This is a genomic window from methane-oxidizing endosymbiont of Gigantopelta aegis, from assembly GCF_016097405.1.
Lineage (GTDB): Bacteria > Pseudomonadota > Gammaproteobacteria > Methylococcales > Methylomonadaceae > Methylomarinum.
This window is the reverse complement of sequence record NZ_JAEHGD010000002.1, coordinates 467,462-490,324: the sequence shown is the minus strand read 5'-3', so window position 1 is coordinate 490,324 and position 22,863 is coordinate 467,462. Positions and strand designations below refer to the sequence as shown.

Annotated in this window: 21 protein-coding genes; 10 read left to right on the top strand and 11 right to left on the bottom strand. The window is 45.4% G+C overall.

Annotated elements, in window-relative coordinates:
* Positions 1-113: 113 nt before the first annotated feature.
* Positions 114-2,420, top strand: coding sequence for a heavy metal translocating P-type ATPase (locus JEU20_RS13240; RefSeq protein ID WP_198246611.1), 2,307 nt, complete (start codon positions 114-116; stop codon positions 2,418-2,420).
* A 15-nt stretch (positions 2,421-2,435) separates the two neighbouring features.
* On the opposite strand, the gene JEU20_RS13235 is transcribed toward JEU20_RS13240, so the two are convergent.
* Positions 2,436-4,583, bottom strand: coding sequence for a cation:dicarboxylate symporter family transporter (locus JEU20_RS13235; RefSeq protein ID WP_198246610.1), 2,148 nt, complete (start codon positions 4,581-4,583; stop codon positions 2,436-2,438).
* 331 nt (positions 4,584-4,914) lie between these two features.
* On the opposite strand from JEU20_RS13235, the gene JEU20_RS13230 reads away from it, so the two are divergent.
* Positions 4,915-5,841: a glycoside hydrolase family 17 protein gene (locus JEU20_RS13230; RefSeq protein WP_198246609.1), complete on the top strand. Its 927-nt coding sequence runs from the start codon at positions 4,915-4,917 to the stop codon at positions 5,839-5,841.
* Here the strand turns inward: JEU20_RS13230 and JEU20_RS13225 are convergent.
* Positions 5,831-7,385 (bottom strand): IS3 family transposase gene (locus tag JEU20_RS13225; protein ID WP_198246608.1). Its coding sequence is split into 2 segments (ribosomal slippage): positions 5,831-6,427 and positions 6,429-7,385, totalling 1,554 coding nucleotides; the frame shifts between segments, so codons are not numbered across the junction. The two genes, JEU20_RS13230 and JEU20_RS13225, sit on opposite strands and share 11 nt — an antisense overlap.
* Here JEU20_RS13225 and JEU20_RS13220 point away from each other — a divergent pair.
* Both JEU20_RS13220 and JEU20_RS13215 read left to right on the top strand, forming a co-directional pair.
* A complete protein-coding gene (locus tag JEU20_RS13220) occupies positions 7,361-9,181 on the top strand; it encodes a glycosyltransferase family 2 protein (RefSeq protein ID WP_198246607.1) in 1,821 nt (606 codons plus the stop codon). The genes JEU20_RS13225 and JEU20_RS13220 overlap by 25 nt on opposite strands.
* Positions 9,182-9,320: 139 nt before the next feature.
* The gene (locus JEU20_RS13215) at positions 9,321-10,709 is read left to right on the top strand and encodes an OprO/OprP family phosphate-selective porin (protein WP_198246606.1); all 1,389 of its coding nucleotides are present in this window, start codon (positions 9,321-9,323) and stop codon (positions 10,707-10,709) included.
* Between the two features lie 43 nt (positions 10,710-10,752).
* Here the strand turns inward: JEU20_RS13215 and JEU20_RS13210 are convergent, their stop codons facing one another.
* The 5 genes from JEU20_RS13210 to JEU20_RS13190 all read right to left on the bottom strand — a co-directional run bounded on the left by JEU20_RS13210 (position 10,753) and on the right by JEU20_RS13190 (position 12,887).
* Positions 10,753-11,037, bottom strand: a complete 285-nt coding sequence (locus JEU20_RS13210; RefSeq protein ID WP_198246731.1) for a GIY-YIG nuclease family protein — start codon at positions 11,035-11,037, stop codon at positions 10,753-10,755.
* 12 nt (positions 11,038-11,049) lie between these two features.
* Entirely contained in the window at positions 11,050-11,322 is a 273-nt protein-coding gene (locus JEU20_RS13205; protein ID WP_198246605.1) for a hypothetical protein, read from the bottom strand.
* An 85-nt stretch (positions 11,323-11,407) separates the two neighbouring features.
* Positions 11,408-11,857: a ribonuclease HI gene (rnhA, locus tag JEU20_RS13200; protein ID WP_198246604.1), complete on the bottom strand. Its 450-nt coding sequence runs from the start codon at positions 11,855-11,857 to the stop codon at positions 11,408-11,410.
* Positions 11,854-12,567: a class I SAM-dependent methyltransferase gene (locus JEU20_RS13195; RefSeq protein WP_198246603.1), complete on the bottom strand. Its 714-nt coding sequence runs from the start codon at positions 12,565-12,567 to the stop codon at positions 11,854-11,856. Before JEU20_RS13195 ends, rnhA begins: the two co-directional genes overlap by 4 nt.
* An 89-nt stretch (positions 12,568-12,656) precedes the next feature.
* Positions 12,657-12,887 (bottom strand): TIGR02647 family protein, encoded by a 231-nt coding sequence (locus JEU20_RS13190; protein ID WP_198246730.1) that lies wholly within the window; start codon positions 12,885-12,887, stop codon positions 12,657-12,659.
* Positions 12,888-13,064: 177 nt separating this feature from the next.
* Here JEU20_RS13190 and JEU20_RS13185 point away from each other — a divergent pair, with 177 nt between their 5' ends.
* The 3 genes from JEU20_RS13185 to olsF all read left to right on the top strand — a co-directional run bounded on the left by JEU20_RS13185 (position 13,065) and on the right by olsF (position 16,599).
* A complete protein-coding gene (locus tag JEU20_RS13185) occupies positions 13,065-14,084 on the top strand; it encodes a M14 family zinc carboxypeptidase (RefSeq protein ID WP_245395258.1) in 1,020 nt (339 codons plus the stop codon).
* Positions 14,074-14,823: an alpha/beta fold hydrolase gene (locus JEU20_RS13180; RefSeq protein ID WP_198246602.1), complete on the top strand. Its 750-nt coding sequence runs from the start codon at positions 14,074-14,076 to the stop codon at positions 14,821-14,823. The genes JEU20_RS13185 and JEU20_RS13180 overlap by 11 nt, the downstream gene beginning before the upstream one ends.
* A 69-nt stretch (positions 14,824-14,892) precedes the next feature.
* On the top strand, positions 14,893-16,599 hold the full coding sequence (olsF, locus tag JEU20_RS13175) for a bifunctional ornithine lipid synthase OlsF (protein ID WP_198246601.1): 1,707 nt from the start codon (positions 14,893-14,895) through the stop codon (positions 16,597-16,599).
* Positions 16,600-16,685: 86 nt separating this feature from the next.
* Here olsF and JEU20_RS13170 read toward each other — a convergent pair whose 3' ends face one another.
* Both JEU20_RS13170 and JEU20_RS13165 read right to left on the bottom strand, forming a co-directional pair.
* Entirely contained in the window at positions 16,686-17,438 is a 753-nt protein-coding gene (locus tag JEU20_RS13170; protein WP_198246600.1) for a ParA family protein, read from the bottom strand.
* Complete coding sequence (locus tag JEU20_RS13165; RefSeq protein WP_198246599.1) at positions 17,435-18,544, bottom strand: CHAD domain-containing protein; 1,110 nt, start codon at positions 18,542-18,544, stop codon at positions 17,435-17,437. The genes JEU20_RS13170 and JEU20_RS13165 overlap by 4 nt, the downstream gene beginning before the upstream one ends.
* Before the next feature lie 148 nt (positions 18,545-18,692).
* On the opposite strand from JEU20_RS13165, the gene JEU20_RS13160 reads away from it, so the two are divergent.
* A protein-coding gene (locus tag JEU20_RS13160) for an IS5 family transposase (protein ID WP_198243554.1) occupies positions 18,693-19,441 on the top strand; the annotation gives its coding sequence in 2 pieces (ribosomal slippage) (positions 18,693-19,260 and positions 19,260-19,441; 750 coding nt in all).
* Here JEU20_RS13160 and JEU20_RS13155 read toward each other — a convergent pair.
* Entirely contained in the window at positions 19,434-19,829 is a 396-nt protein-coding gene (locus JEU20_RS13155) for a hypothetical protein (RefSeq protein WP_198246598.1), read from the bottom strand. The two genes, JEU20_RS13160 and JEU20_RS13155, sit on opposite strands and share 8 nt — an antisense overlap.
* 299 nt (positions 19,830-20,128) lie before the next feature.
* A complete protein-coding gene (locus JEU20_RS13150) occupies positions 20,129-20,329 on the bottom strand; it encodes a hypothetical protein (protein WP_198246597.1) in 201 nt (66 codons plus the stop codon).
* A gap of 218 nt (positions 20,330-20,547) precedes the next feature.
* Between JEU20_RS13150 and JEU20_RS13145 the strand changes: the two genes are divergently transcribed.
* Positions 20,548-20,835, top strand: coding sequence for a hypothetical protein (locus JEU20_RS13145; protein ID WP_198246596.1), 288 nt, complete (start codon positions 20,548-20,550; stop codon positions 20,833-20,835).
* Positions 20,836-20,962: 127 nt separating this feature from the next.
* The gene (locus JEU20_RS13140) at positions 20,963-22,765 is read left to right on the top strand and encodes a GGDEF domain-containing protein (protein ID WP_198246595.1); all 1,803 of its coding nucleotides are present in this window, start codon (positions 20,963-20,965) and stop codon (positions 22,763-22,765) included.
* The last annotated feature ends 98 nt before the right edge of the window (positions 22,766-22,863 follow it).

Sequence of the window (22,863 nt, the reverse complement as noted above, 5' to 3'; positions counted from 1 at the left end):
GGGGTGTCATGTGCGCCCCTCACATAAAAAAATGCGAGCTCAACCCAACTTTACCGTCAACAACATAAGTTCTTGATAAAAAGATTTAACCCATTACCGCCAGGAGGACTCTCATGTCTGATCATCACCCTAACACGCCGCACTCCTGTTGTTGCAGCGACAACGGCAAACAAGAGGAGGCTTCACCTTCTGAGCATAAAGGCGGCAAAATCTTCAAAATCGAGGGACTCGATTGTGTTGAAGAGGTATCCATTTTAAAATCGGAAATCGGACCGCTGGTTGGTGGCGAGGAAAACCTGGCCTTTGACGTTATCAATGGCCGCATGACGGTTTTAGATACAGCCCTTCCGATTGATGATCAAAAATTGATCAAGGCCGTCGCAGCAACCGGCTTGCGCGCAACGCGCTGGCACCCGAACGACTCGTCTGAACCACAACGTAAAAACACTCAAACACTTTACGCCAGTTTAAGCGGCTTGATGATTTTAGCCGGCATCTTGATTCATCTAGGATTATCCGGCGCCTATCAGGACGCCTGGCAATGGCTATCACTGCCCGAACAAGGGTATTTTTCCGGGCGTGACTTCATCGCTTATCTAGAACGGCTGCTGCTCAAACACGAAACCTTACCACTGCCAATGCCTGAAAAAGCAGCCTACGGTCTGGCCATTTTATTTGGCCTACGCCATGTCATCGTCAAAGCATTTTATGCTCTTAAACGATTTCGTCCGGATATGAACTTGTTGATGGTGATCGCCATTACAGGTGCATTGGTGATCAATGAATGGTTTGAAGCCGCAACGGTCAGTTTTTTGTTTGCCTTATCGCTGGCGATCGAAAGCTGGAGTATTGGTCGCGCACGCCATGCGGTTGCCGCATTGCTGGATCTTGCACCCAACGCGGTCATCGTCAAAACTGATGATGGCCAGGAACAAACCTTGCCCGCCGCCGAGATACAGCCTGGTACGATTTTTGTGGTACGACCAGGTGATCGCATCGCCTTAGATGGTATTGTTTCGATTGGCGAAGGTAGCGTCAATCAGGCGCCGATCAGCGGTGAAAGCATGCCTGTTTTCAAACAGCCCGGTGACGAAGTATTTGCCGGCAGCATCAATATAGACAGCCTATTGCAGATCAAAGCCACAAAAGCGGCCACCGACACCACCCTGGCTCATATCATCCGGCTGGTGGAAGAAGCTCATAGCAGACGTGCCGAAACCGAACAATGGGTGGAAAAATTCGCCCGCGTCTATACGCCGCTGGTCATGCTGCTGGCGTTGGTGGTTTTTCTGATTCCGCCACTATTGTGGCAGGCCGACTGGCAGCAATGGCTGTACCGAGCCTTGGTATTACTGGTCATCGCCTGCCCTTGCGCACTGGTAATCTCTACCCCCGTCAGCATTGTGGCGGCCTTGGCCTCAGCTGCTCGTCATGGCATTCTGATCAAAGGCGGTATTTATATTGAACAACCCGCACACCTGAAAGCTATTGCCTTCGATAAAACTGGCACCTTGACGCAAGGTAAGCCTGAGATTACAGGCATTTATCCTTATAATAACCATAGCCTTGAAGAAGTCATCAGCCGTGCCGCAGCCCTGGAGTCGGGCAGCCATCACCCTTTGGCCAATGCCATCGTCGCTTACGCACAACAACACGGTATTCAGGTTGAAACAGCCAGCACCATCGCCGCCATTGCCGGCAAAGGCATCACCGGCCGTATCCAAGACACTTTCTTCTGGCTCGGTTCCAGCCGTTTTCTGAGTGAGAAATCGCCTTCTGCAAGCGATATTCTGCAGCATGCTCAAGCCCTGGAACAACAGGGGCAAACGGTGATTGCGGTTGGCAATGATCGCCATGTGTGCGGCCTGATTGCTTTAGCCGACCAACCGCGCCCCCATGTCAAACAAGCTTTTCAAGATTTACGCAAAGCCGGTATTGCGCACCTGGTCATGCTAACCGGCGATAACAAAACCACAGCAAAAAATATTGCCCGCCAAATGGGGCTAGATGAAGTCTATGCCGAATTGCTACCACAGGATAAAGTAACCCGCGTTGCCGAGTTGACTAAACGTTATGGCCATGTCGCCATGGTGGGGGATGGCATCAATGATGCTCCTGCATTGGCTCGTGCGAGTGTAGGTATCGCCATGGGAGCTATGGGCTCCGATGCAGCCATCGAAACCGCCGACATCGCCCTGATGAGTGATGATTTACAGAAACTGCCCTGGCTGATCGGCCATTCGCGCCGAACGCTGGCTATTATCCGGCAAAATATTGTCTTTGCCTTAACCGTCAAAGCCGCCTTCGCGGTGTTAGCTTTCGCAGGGCTCGCGACATTATGGGAAGCTATCGCTGCGGATACCGGCGCATCATTATTAGTGGTGGCCAATGCATTACGTTTACTACGCAGTCGATTGTAATGTGCGCAAACGATTTTAGTCATTTTGTTTGATGTTGCCCTGTATCCAATAGTCAAACAACGCATCGATAACGCCATCCGTTTGCTTGATTTTAATCCAAGTGCTAAGAAAGTGTTCCAGAATCAAATCTTCATGTCGAACCGCGATGACTAATGGTGCGCCCTGGCGATTTTTAAAAGGATTTACGACGACATATTCAGGATAGCGTAAAGTCCAGGCTGAACCACCTTCTGCCGTGGTCAAAAAAACCTCGCAGTGGTATTCATTCGATTCAAAAAAATCTGCCTCTGTATTTAATTCCTTGACTTCAAAATTAGGAAATAGCTGACCGATGCGGTTAGAAAAAGTACTCTCTATACGCACACAAGCCCGAACATTTTTAAGTTTTTTTATCGCTTTGATATCGCGAAATTTTTTACGGTCATAGTCGGGTACCACTAAAGCTAGATGCACATCGAGATAGCTAGTGGTGTATAACATCCGTGATGCGGCAATTAAATCCAAATCAGGGGTAATCCCTGAAACAGCAATATCGAAATAATCTTCTTCCAAATTTTGCAGCAAATAGCCACTTTCATAGGGTATAAACTCGACAGTGACCTGCAAATCCTGAGCAAGATGTAGCATCAATTCAATATCAAAGCCGACCATTTCACCATGGGCATTATAAAAAGAAAACGGCAGGCTATCTTCATCGATGCCAATTCGAATGCGCCCCGTCTTTCGGATTCTGTCAATTAAATGTTGACCTGGCTTGAGTGCAACAGGGTTAGGTTGAGAAAGAGTTGAAACGGTGTAAGGTGGAAATGTTTCCAATAAACGCATTTTCAACAGCGGTGATTGCTTCGGCTGGCCGAGTGCCGCTTCTGTCAGCGCTGCGCGAATCATTAACGCAACACAGAGAAACAGCCCTAAACAAATCAATAGATTTTTTGCCAACACTCGCTTGTTGATTTTAAACACACCCGTCATCAATGCTGTCGTCAAAATAGTAAAGGTCATTAAATGCATAGTGCCTGCAACATCGGCAACCCGCCCACAAACAACCCCTACCGCCATAAACAAATTAAACACATCATCCGGAATATGGTACAGATTCAGTAGAAAGGGCAAGGCCGTCACGAGCTTACCAAAACTTAAAAACAAACCAATCGTCAACATGACAGGATAATCAAAAGAATCCAGAGGTTTGTTATAAAACCAGGCGGCAAAAACAATAAATACAAAGCTCAGTATCTTACCCATATCAGGGAATGGATAAGCGAGCGGCAAAACGAGATCGGGTATGCGTGCCTTTTCATGTTCAGTGGTAACATGGGAATGAAATAAACGCGTCACCACCTTAATCAGCAACGGAATAACGACAAACACACTACCGACAACAAAGACGGTTAATAAAACATTTCTTGATTCACGAATAATCTGGCGATAACCAAATGGTGTACAGCTGGCAATGAGCAATGGCAGTACCACAAAACTCACCAGAAGAACCGACCCTATCAGCATAAACACATAAGCTTGAACCTGGCCTATTTCATTAAGAGTCAACACCCCTGTGGTACTCGCTGCGATACCAAAAACACCGATAGGCGTTAGCATGACGACAAAACTATTGACTCGTAACAACACCTTCGCGATATGATCACAAATTTCCAACAAGGATTTACGGTCTTTATAACCAATACACGCCGTCCCAAATAGCAAACTGAACAAAACGATGGCAGGTATTGCGTTTTCCGCCAGCGACCGAAACAAGTTGGCCGGAATAAACAGGGTTAGGAAATCAACCTGAACCGGTTCAGACACTAGCAAAGAACTAAAAAAAGCACCTTGTTCGATATCAGGCAAAGTAACCGACATCCCCCATACCATCAATCCACCAATGAGCCATAACACAGCTAACACCAATACACCTTGTCGCATCAACACTGTCGCTTCCAAATAACTGAGTCGCCCAATATTGGCAATCAGGGAAAATAAAATATAAGGCACGACAGTCATTTGCAGTAGGCCGACATAAATATCCCCTAAAATCTGCAACTTACCCGCCGATTCCCCCATCCAAAAGCCAACACCAATCCCCAGTAATAAACTGCCAATGATGTAGTAAGTAAAATTTAACGTACGGTTATGATGTTCAATCTTTAACAGTTTATCGAGCATAATAAATGCATTGGTCCTGTTGCCTAAAAAGTGTCAATACTAAGCCACCCCTCAAGTAAACGGGTATGGACTTAATTCATGGCGCCTATTGTAGATGACCTGCGGTATTTTTTCTCTCTAGGCCTCATACATGCCTTCATGCCTTCAGGCTTCCGGCTCATCATTCAATGCAACAAACCTAAGCTGCTTCATCGAGGTTTAAGCTACGTAAAAGCGTAAAAGGGGTCAGAGCCTTTTGTAGCTAACGCCTAACCCGACTTACTCTTCATTTCATCTTTTTTTAAGCTTGACCGGGTATAGTCGCTTGCCATCATAGATGGAGTAAACGACGATGAGAAACAGCATTCTTTTTTCAAGCATTCTAGCTTTGTTGATGCTGAGCAATTTTGCGTTCTGGAGCTGGTTGAATAAGCCACATTCCGCCCAACCCTGGAATGGCGTCATTACCGGCCTATCATTCAATCCAATGCGCCTTGAACATGATCCTTCGAAAAATAGCTTTCCTTCGAGCCAGGAGATTGAACAAGACCTGGCCTTGCTGCAAAACAAAGTCCATGCCGTCAGAACTTACAGCGTCAGTAACGGCTTTGAAGTGATACCTGAACTGGCGAAACGCTATGATTTGAATGTCAGCCTGGGCGCCTGGATTGGCAAAGATGCGGAAGCCAACCAGCAGGAAGTCGATCGACTGATCTCCTTGAGCCGGCAAAACCACAATAACATCGTTAGAACCCTGGTCGGTAATGAGGCCTTGTTGCGTAAAGATGTTTCGCTAGAAGAACTGATTGGCTTTATCCGCCAAGTCAAACAACATACCTGGCGACCAGTCAGCACCTCGGAAACCTGGGATACCTGGTTGAAATATCCCGAACTGGCGGAGGAAGTCGATTTCATCGCTGCCCATATTCTGCCTTATTGGGAAGGCATCTCGGTCGATAATGCGCTGGATTATGTTTTTCAGCGTTATTATCAACTGCAACGCACTTTCCCGGACAAACCGGTGGTGATTACCGAAGTCGGCTGGCCATCTAATGGCAAACCGATCAAACAGGCGCAGGCTTCATTAGTCAACCAGGCCCGTTTTTTACGCGCCTTTTTTAACCGCGCCCATGCCGAAAATATTACTTATTACACCATCGAAGCTTTTGATCAACCCTGGAAAATGACTGAAGAAGGCTCGGCGGGTGCTTATTGGGGCTTGTTCAATGCCGGTAAATGTCAAAGTAACTGTCGCCAAAAGTTGAAAATTAATGAATGATATTGGGCTTGTTGACTGAGCGCGAATCATTCGGTTTATCAGGATTTAGGCAGACGTCAGATTGCCAATCCCAGTTTCGGGTATGTTGACTCCATCGTTTGGGGTTTTGAGCTTTAGCGGCCTCATAGACCGCTTTACGCTGGATTAATATCGCCTGATCTTTAGCCTCATGGCGTTGGGCCGGTGTGACAAATTGAATACCACTATGCCGATGCTGGTGATTGTACCAGTCCACAAAGCCTGCGACCCATTCCCTGGCAGCCGCTATTGTCTCAAAGGGCTGTGAAGGATATTTAGGCGTATATTTAAGCGTCCTGAATAGGGATTCGGAATAAGGATTGTCATTACTCACCGCTGGCCGACTGAGTGAAGTCGCTACCCCCAGTTTTTGCAAGGTTGCCAGCATGGTTGCGCCTTTCATTGGGCTACCGTTGTCAGAATGCAAAACCACCTGCTCGCGTTGAATGCATTCACGTTGGCAGATATCGGTGATGACATCGGCCGCATACTGACTGCTTTCTTCCTGGTAGACCTGCCAGCCGACAATTTTACGGCTAAAGATATCCATAAACAGGTACAGATAAAAAGAACTGTCCTTTGACTTGCGTTGCCAGATAGGTGATATCCCAAGTGTAAATCTGATTGGGCGATGTTGCGGTCAAGGCTTTCGGCTTGCTGCGCGAGCTAGGTGTCCGACTGGTATGCCGGTGTGATAATTGATTGGCCTCCCTTAAAACTCGATAAAAACTGGATTCTGAAGCAATATATTGACCACGCTCGGCCAATATCGGCACGATTTGATGCGGCGTACAGTCTTTAAATTCGTCCGAATTAGCGATAGCAAGTATCTCGGCTCGTTCCTCGTCACTGAGCTTATGGCTCGGGGTAAACTGACGCTGTGTCCGGCCATCGACGGATAGCGTTTCAGTTTTTTGCCAACGCTGCAAAGTGCGTAAGCTGATGCCGATGATCTCGGCGGCTTTTGATTTTCTTGCGCCCAGGCCGACGGCTTCATCAAAATATTCCAACCATTGTTCGCGTTCTGCAAGAGAAATCATCACGCCTTTTCCTCCCAGAACGCTCGGCACTTTTTGGAGCACCAATAAGGCGGCGGCTTCTGCCAAGGCCTTTTCCTTGCGATTTAATTCTTTTTCCAGTTGTTTTATCTCATCCCGTAAAGACTTGTCTGATCGGGATTTTCCTGATTGTTCTGCTTTGTCGGTTTTCTTGATAAACTCGTCTTTCCAAACATCAAGATGATGCGGAAATATACCGTGTTGACGGCAAAAGGCATTTAACGCCTCACCTTCTAAAGCGACGCTTTCCATTAATAAAGCAAAACGCTCTGCCATTGACCAGTCAGCTGGGCGTTTATTCATCGGGGTGTCTGTCATAGGCGTTGTACGAGGTTTCTTTAGCCAGTTTTTAAGGGTAAACAAGTTTACATTCAATTCATCAGCGATACACTGTATCGTTTTATCACCACGTTGCAATACTTTTGATATGGCTTGTTCTTTAAATGCTTTACTATAACGTTGGGACATCGTTTTATTCCTCTGTTTTAATAGAGGCGACAACTAGTCTGACACAGGGGGATGCCGAACGCCAACCCAAATTTGCCATGCAGGGGGAAGTGGAAAATCTGCCGCAATGGCCATTCTGGGCATTTGCCGCTGTCAGCCTCGGTCTGCTAATCACATTGTTATTTCTCGCCAATCATCAACGCCTTAAATTATCAGGCATTCTGTTTTTCGGCCTGATAGTCAACCTGGCTGCCTCGATGCTGGCATGGACTGCCGCATTGGGTGTCCATCAATACCAAACGCTGTTCAGTGCCACACTTTGGGGACTCTTATTATTGATGCAAGCCCTGGCGATTCTGGTTCTGCTGGTGGAAAGCCTGGAGTTGGTGGAGGTGCTCTGGAGCCGAAACAATACCCGCCAGTTTCGTCCGGTTACCCCGCCTGATAATTATCGTTATCCCAAAGTATCCCTGCATGTACCGATTCATAATGAGCCTCCGGAAATGGTCGTACAAACACTGACTGCATTAGATCAATTGGATTATCCCAATCTTGAAGTGCTGGTTATCGACAACAACACCACCGATGCCGCCGTCTGGCGCCCGGTGGAACGACATTGCCAAAGGCTCGGGCCACATTTTCGTTTTTTCCATCTGGAAAACTGGCCGGGCTACAAAGCCGGAGCCTTAAACTATGCCTTAACGCAAACCTGTGAGGATGCCGAGATCATTGCCGTTATCGACAGCGATTACCAAGTCTCTCGCGACTGGCTGAAAAAAATGATCCCGCATTTTGACAATCCCAGCGTCGGCTTCGTCCAGTCGCCACAAAACTACCATGACTGGCAGCAGAGCCTGTTCAAAACCTGTTGTCAGTGGGAGTATGCCGGTTTTTTCCATATCGGCATGGTACAACGCAATGAGCATAATGCCATTATTCAACACGGCACCATGACCATGATCCGCAAATCGGCACTTGAAGCAGTTGGCCAATGGGGGGAATGGTGTATTTGCGAAGACAGTGAACTGGGGCTGAGGCTCTATAAAGCCGGTTACGATTCCGTTTATGCACCGGATACCTTCGGCAAGGGGCTGACGCCCGATACCTTTTCCGGTTATATCGGCCAACGTCATCGCTGGGTTTACGGCGCCATGCAGATTTTAAAGCGCCATGCCCGCAGCCTGTTCAAGCCGGGTAAAACCGAGCTGACAGCCGCACAACGCTATCATTTTATCGCCGGCTGGTTACCCTGGTTTTCCGATGCTCTGGCTTTGTTATTTACCCTGGCCAGTCTGATTTTAACCGGCTTGGTCTTGCTCGATCCCGAACATCGGGAGCTGCCGGTCATCGCTTTTATATTACCGATACTGGGACTGTTCGGATTTAAAATACTCCGCAGTTTCTGGCTTTACAGCCAAAGAGTACGTTGTGGTTTTTTTCATACCCTGGGCGCGACCCTGGCTGGCCTGGCGCTAACCCACACCGTCGCCATCGCCCTCTGGCAAGGTTTATTCACTTCCGGCAGGCCCTTTTTAAGAACCCCCAAATGCGAACAGGAACGCCCTTTTTTTGCCGGTTTGATGACCATCCGGCAAGAAATCTTGCTCCTGCTGTCGCTTTGGGCAGCCGCCTTTTTACTGTCTCAACAGGCCAGCTATGACAATTTGAGTGGTCATTTGTGGATTGTTGTGTTATTGATCCAATCTGCACCCTATTTGATGACATTACTCATCTTTCTTATCAATGTGATACCTAACCTGTTACCTTTTCTGCCCCGACAAAGCTTTAACACAACACCTATGCAACAGATAAAATAGATAACTGTTCATAACGCCTCCTCAAAAAGATCATGTCATGTAAAAGTCATTTGATTGTCACATTCCTGTAACATTTGCTTTGTATCCTGTGCGCAGTTTTACAACAACTGTGACTTTTTAACCACTAAGGGTACATTGAATGAACAAGAAAACAACACTGTTGGCGCTGGGCATCACCACTGCCTTAGGTAGTGTCAGTGCACAAGCGGCTGATAAAGAATTATTAGATATGTTGTTACAAAATGGAGCAATCAATCATAAACAATATAACGCTTTATTGAAGAAATCTTCTTTAAGCAAAAGCGACATCAGCGATGTTAAAGTCAAGCTAGGTAAAAAAGGTTTGCAATTTCAAACGGCTGATAAAAATTTCAAACTGAAAATCGGTGGACGTTTACATGCCGATGCTACCTTTCATAGCAATGACAACCTAACCAAAAAAGCCGATTCCGGCACTGAAATTCGTCGCGCGCGTATCCACTTGAAAGGCACCATGTGGAAAGACTTTTTCTACAAATCACAATTTGATTTTGCCGAAAACAAAGTGGGTGTTAAAGACTTATATATAGGTTATAAAGGCATAAAAGGTTTTCAGGTTATTGTCGGTAACCAAAAACAACCTGTCAGTGAAGAACTGCAAGAAAGTTCAAACGACATCATGTTCACCGAACGCTCCTTGCTGACGGCGATGAGTGAATCGGCTTTTGACCGTGCTATTGGTATTAACACTAAAGCCTATGGCAAAAATTGGCATGTCCAAGCCGGTGTTTACGGTGATGCTGTCGGCCATAATGCTAAAAATGCAGGTGAAGAAGGCTGGGGGGTCGGTGCACGTGCCAGTTTTGCACCGATTAACACCAAAACCCAGGTTGTTCATTTAGGCGCTTCTGTCGGTTATCGTGAAGTTGCTCAAAGTGGTGGTTTGTATAAATCAAATAACAACTATGCGCAATTCAAAAACGAAACGGCGCATATGACCAATCTGTTTTTAACCGACACCGGCAAGATTACCGATGCAAAAAGCTTTACCGTAGCCGGTGCAGAAGCCGGTTATATGCAGGGCCCGTTCTCCGTTCAAGCTGAATACATGCGTGGCTGGGTAGACCGTACCGCTCAAAACCCTACATTAGAATTTGATGGTTTTTATGTACAAACAGCTTGGACATTGACCGGCGAATCTCGTAGCTATAAAGGTAAAGATGGTAAATTCAAACGCCTAAAACCATCACAACCGTTCAGCTTTAAAAATGGCGGCATAGGTGCGATTGAGCTGGCGGCACGCTATGACCAGATTGACCTAAGCTCAAACGGTTGGACAGCACCGATAATAAATGGAAAAGGAGGTGAAACCGGCGGCCATCAAAAAGGCGTTACCATGGCGGTTAACTGGTACTTGAACGAGAATGTTCGTTTAATGGCTGACTATCGTGTCGCTTTCGATGTGAAAGGTTCACCTGTCACTACCGCAGCGGGTGGCCGGGTGCCTGATCAGGACATCGTCACACTGCGTGCACAATGGGCCTTCTAAAGCCTGACCGATAAAGACTTCTCCAAGGTCTTGGGAGCCGGCGTTATGCCGGCTCTTTTTTGCCTGCAAGAAAATGACTTTCCTCTGCTTGTTTCAATAAACGCCATTTCCCTCTGCGATCCAGTTTTTTTATCGCACTTTCACGTTTAAGCGCCGCCGCCCGATCCAGGCCGGATTCTTGATAAACAATTTTCTCAGGCTTTCTGCCACGAAAATATTTTGCCCCCTGGCCGTTTTGGTGTTGTTTGAAACGCCGGGCCACATTGTTACTTATGCCGGTGTAAAGCGTGCCATCGCTGCATAAAATCATATACACCGACCATTCCATCACGGTTTAGTCCTATTTTTTACCGGCAAATTTGAGATTGTAGAACACGGCACAAACCGATGCGACGACAATAAAACCATAACGAGTAATATACATTAACAACTTGCTTTGGCTGTGTATTGCAGCGTCTTTCAGACTTGGCGTCACAAACCAGGTCCAGGACAAGGCAACGATAAAATAAATCACCAACCCGACAATTGCCCAGTTGACAGGATCCCGGCCGGTTTTTTGGGCGGTAAAGTAATACCAGACGGCAAAAGCCGCCGCAACGATTGAACTCAGCATAGTTGTTCTCCTCTTTGTGTTATTATTTTTTCACCTGAACCAATGCGTAGGTTGGGTTAGCGTAGCGTAACCCAACGCAGCCTGATCAACGAGTCAAAAATTCCTCAACACCTTTATTGGCTAATTGATCGGCTTTTTCATTGCCGGCGTCGCCGGTATGGCCACGCACCCATTGCCATTCCACCTGGTGCCGTTGTAAGGCTTGGTCAAGCCTACGCCATAAATCTTCATTTTTAACCGGTTTTTTAGCTGCCGTTTTCCAGCCGCGTTTTTTCCAGTTTTCCATCCATTCGGTAATGCCTTGCAAGACATATTTGGAATCGGTGTAAAGCTTTACCCGACAAGGCCGTTTCAGCGTTTCTAATGCCTGAATCGCCGCCATCAGTTCCATGCGGTTATTGGTGGTTTCCGCTTCACCGCCGTGCAAACTTTTCTGTTTGTTTTTATAGGAAAAATAGACTCCCCATCCACCAGGGCCAGGATTGCCCTTACAGGCACCATCAGTGTAAATCGTCACAATGTCTTGGTCTGTCATGATAAATCTTTTCGTTGCTCCATGCCTTGTCTTGCCGCTGGAACAAAACGTGCATTGGCCTTTTTGATTTTACCCACCGGAATCAATTTATAGGTCCGTTTGACCGCTTTTAAGCCATAAGCCATAGCGGTCAACGGTTTAATCCCCCATTTAAACTCACCCGGCGTCACCGTAAAAGTATCGACATTGAACTCGACATGATTGAGCATCTCAAAATTCATCAATTTAAGCCAATCCAGCATGCGCCGACGACTAATAAAATGACTCAACCAGGAGTCAGCTAGCCTGATGTCCAGTAAATATTGATAGCGCACCGACAAACTCAACGGGTTAAAATTCAGCACCACCAGCTCGCCACCCGGTTTTAATACGCGTTCAATTTCTCGCAGCGTATAAAAACGATGGGCATCAAATTCTAATAAATGGGGCAAAATAATCAAATCCATCGATGCCGTTTGCATGGGTAAGGCGTAGGCGCGTCCTTGTATTAACAACGCCGATGAACAGCCTTTATGCTCGCGGTCTAGAATCACAAATTGTCGGTATAAATCACAATCGATAAATTCCTGTTCCCAATCCAGCCCCCCTACCTGCAAAATCCATTGTTTGCAACTGACCGTGATCGCCCGCTGTAAATATTGTCCCTCCATGGTCTGGAGCAATTTCCCCCGCGGCGTTTGATACAAATCAAATAAAAAATGTCGTTTCATGTCGGTACCATGCTAAGTTCCTTGCGAATGTTCGTCAACGCAAGAGAATCTGTGATTTATTGCATGATTATCTCACCCAATGCCTGGCACTATTGAAGAACCAACAACAAGCGTTGTAAATGTTCTGCAGATTCAATACCTAAGTCGGTCAAATAACCTCCATCCTGCTGGGTCACAATGCCTTTTTTAAACAAGCGTTCGGCAGCCGCCGCCGCTTGTGGATTCGTCTGGGTATGTACCTTGATGCCTTCCTGGATGGACTCCAGGTTAAACAAAGCCAACAAATTTATTTCATCAATGATTTCCTGACTCAATGCCATTATTCTCTCCATTTGTTTTGTAATAGATGTCTTTTTAAAATTGCTGGCTCACTATACACTGATTTAACACAGGCTTGCCATTAAGAATCCTACACCGTTTTAGTTTTCTGTCACACGCTTGTCATCTTGCCTTGGTAACGTAAGTCAGCATTATTATTTTAGGTTGATATAGATATTGTGTTGCATTCTAACGCCTTACCAGAATTACACCGTCTGCAAACGCTAATACAACAATCATCCCATCCTCAATTATCTTCTCGGATTTTATGCAGCATCGATGATGAAAATGCATCGTGGCCTGTTTACGCAATAAGCCTCGGCAATCCAGACAAGACATTACCAAGTATTACCTTTGTGGGTGGCATTCATGGCTTAGAGCGTATCGGCACGCAAGTGGTATTGGCCTTTCTGGAAACCATTCTGGAACGTTTGAAATGGGACAGACCGCTGACCGATGTGTTGCAATTATTGAATATTCATTTTATTCCACTAGTCAACCCTGTCGGTATGTTGCGACATACCCGTTCGAATAGCCAAGGCATTGATTTAATGCGCAATGCGCCGATTGACAGTGATGAAAAAACGGTCTGTCTAGCCGGTGGCCATCGCCTGTCACCGCTGCTCCCCTGGTATCGAGGTGAAGAAAATCAGCCAATGCAAAAAGAAGCGCAGGCTTTGAGCGACTTTGTCTTACAGGAATTAATTCCTAATCCGTTCAGTGTTGTATTAGATTGTCACTCGGGGTTTGGTTTTCATAATCATATCTGGTTTCCTTGGGCAAAAAGCCGCCTGCAACCGATTCGGCATTTAGGTGAAATCTTTTATTTGCGCCAACTGTTTCAGCAAACCTATCCATACCAGAATTATCGCTTTGAACCTCAGTCTCAACATTATCTGACTCATGGCGATTTATGGGATTACCTTTATTTGCAGTCTTTAAATAGCAGCGGGATTTTTTTGCCACTGACGTTGGAAATGGGATCCTGGCGATGGATTCGCAAAAACCCACTGCAACTTTGCAAAATACAGGGCTTATACCATCCCACCAAACCTCATCGGGTCAACCGGGTTTTACGCGGTCATCTGGTGCTGATGGATTTTTTAATCCATGCCACCGCATCCTGGCAGCATTGGCTAGAACAAGGGGAACGTGAATCCATGTATCAACAAGCGATGGCGCTGTGGTATGAAAAATAAGACGCAAGGCTGTTTTGTTCTGATTCGAGGGCTGATAAGAGAATCACGCCATTGGGGCGATTTTACTGATGAATTACGCAGGACTTTCCCCGATATGCCGGTGTTGACCCCCGATATTCCAGGCAATGGACGGCTGTTTAAGCAATCCAGCCCGCGCAGCATTGCAGCGATGACCGATGCACTGCGCAAGCAAGTCAGCTATCCTGCAAATATTCATTTAATCGCTATTTCGATGGGCGGCATGATTGCAATTGACTGGATGCAGCGTTATCCGAAAGAAATCCAATCAGCCGTGCTGATCAATACCAGCGCACGTCCATTAGCACCGTTTTATCAACGCTTGCGTTGGCAAGTCTATCCGGCCATATTCAAACTATTGCTGCAAAAACCAGATGCGCGCGAACACAGCATTCTGAAACTCACGGCTAATTTAAAACAAAACGCGCCTGATATATTGCGGCAGTGGCGACAATGGCAACATCAATGTCCAGTTTCGCGTGCCAATGCCTTGAATCAACTGCATGCAGCGGCCCGTTTCAAAATCGGCAAACAAAAACCCGCGCCCCCCATTCTGGTCGTCTGCAGCCGAGCCGACCGCTTGGTGGACTATCGTTGCAGCCTGGCGTTGCAGCATCACTGGCACACCGATTATCGTCAACACCCGGCAGCTGGCCACGACTTACCACTGGATGACCCAACCTGGCTCACCGAAACCATTCGGAACTGGCAACATCGCTAGTTTTAATCCCGACATACGCCTGACATATTGAGCGGTTACTCTAAACAAACACCTTTATTGAATAAAACCATGATTGATACCCAAAAAATATTGCAAGACACCTATCCTGAACTAAAGATTGGCAAACACAACAAGGCCGTTCACAAGCTGTTAAAAAAACTTCTACATGAAGATGATTTCAATCGATTTATTCAAAAGCATCAACATCTTAAAGGCTTTGCTTTTTTGGATAACTTACTGCGTCATTTTCAATTCAGCTATCAGGTCAGCGCCGAATCCTATCGCCATATTCCCGCCGAAGGTCGGCTGTTGATTGTCGCTAATCATCCAATCGGTACGCTGGACGGCCTGGCGCTGGTCAAATTGATTCACTCGGTGCGGCCGGATGTACGAATTGTGGTCAACCGTGTGTTAATGCATATGGAGCCGTTGCAGTCGGTTTTTCTGCCGGTCGATGTATTATCCTCCAAAAAATCTCACAAAAAAGCGTATCAGCGGATGATGGAAGCGCTGGAAAATGAAGAAGCATTGATTTTTTTTCCAGCGGGCGAAGTCTCCCGCATCACACCTAAAGGGGTGCGTGATGGCAAGTGGCAAAAAGGCTTTCTGAAGGTTGCACGAAAAACGCAGTGCCCCATTTTGCCGATCCATATCAAAGCCAGCAATTCGGCTGTGTTTTATCTAACGTCCATGCTTTACAAGCCGATGGGAACCCTACTTCTGACGCATGAAATGTTCAACAAAAACGCGCAAGAAATCGTCTTTAAAGTCGGCGCACCCATTCCGTATCAGGCATTCGCAAAAAGCCCGCTGGCCGATAAGGAACTGTGTCAGAAATTTCGTAAACACGTCATCAACCTGGGCAAGAAAAAAGCCAAACCGCTGTTTGAAACCATCGAAACTGTCGCCCATCCGGCCAATACCAAAGCGATTAAAAAAGCCTTGTATCAATCTCGTCTGCTGGGCGAAACTCGCGATAACAAAAAAATCTTCCTGTATCAGTATAAAGATGATTGTCCGGTGATGCAGGAAATCGCTCGCTTGCGGGAACTGACTTTTCGCTGTGTGGAAGAAGGTACGGGACAAGCGCAGGATATGGATGCCTACGATGTGTATTACCAGCATCTGGTGTTATGGGATGATACCGATCTGGAAATTGTCGGGGCATACCGTATCGGCGAAGGCCGGCAGATCATGGAACAACATGGCGTCAGTGGTTTTTACAGCTATACCCTGTTTGATTTTTCCGCATCGTTCCGGGCCTTGTTGCCTTACAGCATCGAACTCGGTCGCAGTTTTGTGCAGCCGCGGTATTGGGGTCAGCGCAGTCTGGATTATTTATGGTATGGCATTGGTGCCTATTTACGCGACAAACCCGATATAAAATATCTTTTCGGCCCGGTCAGTCTCAGCAATGCTTATCCTGAACCGGCCAAAGAAGCCATTGTCAGCTTTTATCAGCATCAATTCGGCAGCGAGCAAAAATTAGCCCAGGCACGACAGCCATTTGTGCCATCAGACACATCCCGGCAATTTGCTGAAGCTGAGTTTTGTCATGACTATAAAACCAGTTTTAAGGTCTTGAATCGGGAGCTAAAAAAACTCGGTGTCAAGGTACCCACCTTGTACAAACAATATGTCGAGTTATGCGAAGATCAGGGCTGTCGTTTTATCGATTTCAATATCGACCCGGATTTCAATGATTGTATCGACAGCCTGGTACTCGTTGAGCTAGATAAAATTACCGCGAAAAAACGCCAGCGTTATATTGGCTGATATGAGGGAATCATCAGGGTTTAGCAGGATGGCGAACGGCAATCGGCGCCCCCATCCTGCGGCCTGTTATCATAAGACCATGTTTTTTAAGGCTTCAACCCTATCGCCTCTTGCACTTCATCCCACAAGGCTTCATACGCCGCATAGGATCGGCTGCGAGGCATAAACTCACCGACAGGGTTATGCTCTAAGCCCATGCGTTCGACTTCACTGGCATAAGGGATAATGCTTTGGCAAATATCCGGGTGTTTTTCCTGCAACGTTGCCATAATATCTCGATGCATGGTTTTGCGTCGATCAGCCATCGAGAAAAAAGGCAATAATTGAAGCTGTTTGAGCTTATTGTCCTTTAGATGTTTCTTTAGCAAATCCAGCGTACGTAATGACAGCGTGGTTGGAATAATGGGCGATAGTAATACATCCGAGGCTGAAAAAACGGCTTCCGACAAGAGCGAAATATTTGGCGGACAATCTAAAAAAATCAACGGATATTCTTGTTGCAAGGGCTTTAATAATTTTTTCAGTCGCGCAGTGGGTTTTTTCGCCTCATCCAGCACCAAATCCAGATTACGAAATGAAAAATCCGCCGGAATCAAATCCAGATTTTCAAAATCGGTGGCCTTGATTAAATCATCCAGGTCGCGCTCCCCAGCAATCACGGCTTTGCTGCCGCCTTTTATTTTAGGTTTTATTCGAAAATAAAAACTGCTTGCGCCTTGTGGGTCCAAATCCCAGATCAAGGTTTTTATCGGCTTTTTTGCGGCAATATAGGCCAGGTTGACAACGGTTGCTGTTTTACCGACCCCGCCTTTAATGTTGTAACATGCAATAACCGTCATGCTTTATCTCCTGATCCTTTGCCAGCAAATAGTTTTTGAAAATGCTTATGGTTTTGTGCGCCCTTGAAACGTTCAAACTGGTGGGCAAAATCGCGCCGTGCTGCGACCTTCAAGGTATCGAGATATTGAATCAAAACGCCCATCGCCAAAATAGTGTTACTATCGGCGCCCTCAGCCAGCATTTCATCGCTAAATTGCTTAATGCTGACTTCCTGTACTTCATAATCCTGAAAGTCCCCTAAAACTGACTGGAAATCTTTTAAGGCTCTGATGCAGGGCTTGATTTTGTCTTCCGGATACAAGGTCTGAAAAAATTCCATTAAATAACGCAGTTTTTTACTGGTTTTGCGTAAATCATGCAAAGATTCTGCCGGAGACTCATCATCGATGAGACTCCCTTCTTTCAGCAAACGCTTGTACATTTTCCAAATGCGCTGGTCGGCCAGGGTTTTAATATCACCCGAGTCTTTCGTTTTAAACAGTTTGGCCGAGTTCAAAAATTCTTCCCAGGCGACGATTTGCTGTTTATAGCGGTCGCTTTGCAGTTGTTCGGCCATTTTTTGCTGCGCCTGCTTTTGTTTTCTTTTCAAGAAATGATAAAACGGCGTCAGTTCATCATGCAGTGTTGGTGGCAAAACCTGTTTATAGTGTTGGTAATTGAGCAAATACACATCCAGATCACGCGTAGGCCCTGTAACCTGCCCAAGCCAGGCAAAAAAAGGTGCATATTGTTGGACAATGGACTCAGGCAATACTTTTTTAAACACGCTGAATGCTGCACGTGTGCGCCTGACAGCCACCCGAAAATCATGCAAAAATTCACTGTCGATATCCTCTATGGTTCCGGCTTCATTCGCTTTCAGACTTTTCAGCAAATGTTTAAAGATAAGCTGGCAGGCCTCTTCAACAGATTGTTTGGGGTTTAGCTTTATATTTAAACCAGACTGATAGTCGCCGGGGATTCGTCCCTGTTGCGCTAACGCGGCATAAAAGATTGCAGAATTCTCCACCGGTTTCAATTTGAAAGCCTGCTCAAGCAATGTCGCTACCTTTCGAGCGGCTTTATCATAGCCTTTTAAAGGATAGAGGGTCAGTTTATGCGGCAAGGTTTCAAATTCTTCTAGTTTCAGACGTAAAACAGTTTTTTCGTCTTTATTGAGAATACTAGGGGCTGTTGCCGTTTTGAAAATCCCCCTTGAAATTCAATAACTCCGCCACATAGATTGTTTATTTTGACTCAAAAACAAGCAAACTATGCCCCGACAAATGCTTACGGATGAACTTTGGGAGAAACTGAAGATAATTATGTTGAAAATGGGAATTTATGACAAACCTTGTCTTCGAAAAACAGTCGAAGGTATTTTTTATCGCTTGCGAGTAGGTTGTCCCTGGAGAGATTTACCCACGGCTTTTGGTAATTGGAATGCGGTATATAAACGATTCAATGACTGGTCTCGTAAAGAAAAACTGATGGGTATTTTTAACGCCTTGGTTGTTGATCCAGACCTGGAATGGGAATTTATTGATGGGAGTATTGTGAAAGCACATCAGCATAGTAGTGGTGCGGCCTGTGAACAAGAAACAGCGATAGGGAAATCTGTCGCCGGGAACACCAGTAAAATTCATATGGCCGTTGATGCCTGTGGTCTTCCTATTCATTTCTCAGTGACAGGCGGCGAAGTTCATGACTGTAAAGAAGCACCGAAATTAGTTGCAGAGCTCCCAAAAGGTGACTATATAGTTGCTGACAGAGGCTATGACAGTGAAGCATTACGTCTTCAAATTAAAGACAAAGGGGCTGTTCCTGTTATCCCAAGAAAAAGAATTCAACTCGGGGAAATGATGAAATGGATTGGTGTCTCTACAAATATCGCCATCTCGTTGAAAATGTGTTTGCAAGACTTAAGCATTTCAGAGCGATCGCCACGCGATATGACAAACTCAAACGAAATTTTGAAGGCTCTATCGCTCTGGCTTGCGCCTTTTTATGGTTACCTATGTGAAATGGCAACAGCCCCTAATCCAATACAACTGATGTGGAAGCTGACATAACGGTAGCAAAGCGCGCATTTCCAGCGGCTTAGTAATCAGGTTTTTGACTTCACCTTCCGGAAACTGACCCGCAAAACGCGGAACTTCGTCCATTTTCTCGGAAGCCAGACAATGCCCTTTTTTTAGATGAATAAGACTGAACAGACGGCTACTTTTGGACTGATTGAATTCGGCGATCATTTTGGCATTAAAAAGCCGCCAGTCGAAACTGTCGTAAAAGGTTTTAAGACTGTAACATTGTTCAATGATCTGAACATTCAGGTTTTTGCCTAGGCGAGAAAAGAATTTTTTAGCCGACAAATTAGCCGGTAATTCAAGATGCAACGGAATATTACTCATGATTGGAACGTATCCTTACTTCAATTAAAAACAATGCCAGCATCAAAACGGGCTTTTGCGACATAAAGATTCTGAATGGTAGTTTATATCAGAATGCAACCGTTCAAGTAATGTTACCGGGATTAAATAAAAAATTGATGACAATCGAAGATATCTTTGTTGCTGGAAAGGTAAAACTTGCTTTTCGCATTGTTTCACCCTTCCAGCCATTGACTACAGCAGCATTTTTTAGACTAACGGGCAAAAAATATATTTTGACAAGCTTTGCCCAACAAAGAAGAAATGGCTGTTGTATTAAATCAAGCTGCTTTTTTGATTACTTTTTTAGCGACTTTGTTAACGGCTTTCTTGTTTTTAGGTGCTTTTTTCAGTGCTTGTTTAGTGATTTTTTTAGATAATGCTTTCACTTTTTTCTTAGCGACAATCTTTTTGGCAACGGCTTTTTTGGCCGCTTTAGCCGCAACTTTTTTGACAACTTTCTTTTTTAATGCTTTAGACATGATTTGACCTCAATAATAAAAAAATAACGGGGTTCGCCATACGCTCAAAGACAAACCGCTCTAACAGTCTCCATCCTAAACATGATAGAAACTCTAAAATTTATTACCATTGGTAATAAATTATGGTTATTGTATTGAAATAAATCTTTTATGACAACAATTAAAATCGCTGCGATATAATATAGCGCCCCATGCACATTAAACCGACAGAGCCTGTTATGACATTCATTGAATTTAAAAAATTACTACTCGATGCGGAAATCAGTGTGCCAAAGTTCAGCCAACTGATTAAAGTAAATGAAAAAAATATTCAGTCTTATAAAAAGAAGGGCAAAGTTCCGAATACCATCGCGGTGATTGCGACTTGCTTTGCCGCCATGCATCAGGCGAATATTGATTACCGAACCTTGATTGATGAACTAGGGCTTGAACTGAAAACCAAAAAAGGCGCTGGCTTCGGGCATAAGAAAAAAAGCCCTAAAGAACCTGTACTGGATCAGGAGTAGTAGACTGCATACATCCGATAGCGCTGATTTATGAGATCTTAACAGCATTAATATTAGCCTGTCATTAACCTGTCATATTATCCTGATATTTTTTTCTGTCTGTTATCTCAAATATTCGGACAATGACATGCAGGACCCCGCTCAAGAACTCGTTCAAATCATAGAAAAACAACAACTCACTTCTCTTTTTCAGCCGATCGTCTCCACCCGTGAGCGCACAATTTATGCGTACGAAGCCTTAATCCGCGGCCCTTCAGACAGCCAATTACATAATCCTGTCAGCCTGTTTAGCCTGGCAGATCAACAAAATTTATCAGCTCAGCTTGACCACGCCTGTCGTAAAAATAATATTGAGCAATTTTCCAAACTGCCTTTTGATGGAAAATTATTTTTGAACATCAATCCGTTGGTATTGATGGATAAACAAGCCAGCCAGGGTCGAACCCTGAATTATTTGGAGCAAGCCGGCATCACACCATCCCGGGTTGTAATTGAACTGACTGAATACCACCCGTTTCATGACTTCAATCTGATTCGGGATGCCTTACTACATTACCGAAAGATGGGTTTTGAGATTGCTTTAGATGATTTAGGTGCCGGCTATTCCAGCCTTCGAGTATGGACTGAATTACTGCCCGATTATGTCAAGATCGATCGCCATTTTATTCAGGATATTGATAAAGACCCCGTAAAACGCAATTTTGTCCGCTCTATTCAAACCATGGCACGAGCCACTAATTGCCGTGTGATTGCTGAAGGCATAGAAACAAAAGAAGAGTTTCAAGTCATGGAAGAACTAGGCGTTTGTTTTATACAAGGCTATTTTCTGGCACGCCCCTCCACAACCCCCCCAACAAAAATTGTCAACGGTATATTACCCGACAAAAAAACTAATAACGCTAAAATACCTAAACTGCATACCGGTCCACGCATTGATAGCATCATGCAAAAGATTGAAGCTATTTCACCGCATACGCCCAACATTGAAGTCCTGGACTTATTTCAAAAAAATAGTGACCTATCCGTTTTACCTCTGGTTGAAAACAACATTCCCAAAGGATTGGTTTATAAGGATAAATTTTTGAGCAAACTCTTTGCTAGTCGTTATGGGATAGACCTCTACGGCCGTCAAACAGTAGACCAGTTCATCGAAACACCCCCCATTATCGTCGATCGTTTTGACACGACCGAGGCCGTCAGTCAGCAAATCACAGATCTGCAACATGACAGTCATAGCGCCTTCATGGTTACTGAAAATGGCGAGTATTGCGGTATTGCTACAGTCATGGATTTATTGCAAATCATCACCACCCAGCAAATCAAAAATGCACAGCATGCCAACCCGCTCACCCTACTGCCGGGTATTACGCCGATTAACCAAATGATTGACAATATGCTGCAGGAGAAACAACAATTCACCCTGGCCTATTTCGATCTGGATAATTTCAAGCCCTTCAATGATATTTACAGCTTCGCCAAGGGAGATGAAGCCATCAAACTGGTTGCAGAAACACTGGTCGCCGCCCGAGACAATGAAAACGATATTGTTGGTCATATCGGCGGCGATGATTTTGTGATGATTTTTACCTCACAAAACTGGGAAAATTGTTGCAAAAAAATCCTGGCTGATTTTGACCGCCAGGCCAAACTGCTATATACCCCAGAACATCAAAAAGCGGGCGGAATAAAAGCCACCGATCGCTCCGGAAAACCCTGTTTTTTTCCATTGCTCAGCCTGTCCATCGGCATTGTCACCGCAGATGCCATGGTTGGTTGCACATCACATCTTGAACTGGCTGATTTACTAGCCGAATCAAAACATCAGGCTAAAAAGATAAAGGGAAGCAGTTATTTTGTGAATCGCCGCCATGCCACTGAGTCAGGAAATTTGATTGTGACAGCATCGGAACCTCTAACGATGCATCATTAAAAAGTGCATGGTAACTACTCGCCCCTTCAGAAACACTGGGTTTAGGGTATTGATTTTTCAGGCTTGTGCAACATCCTTGTTGCACAAGCCTGAAAAAT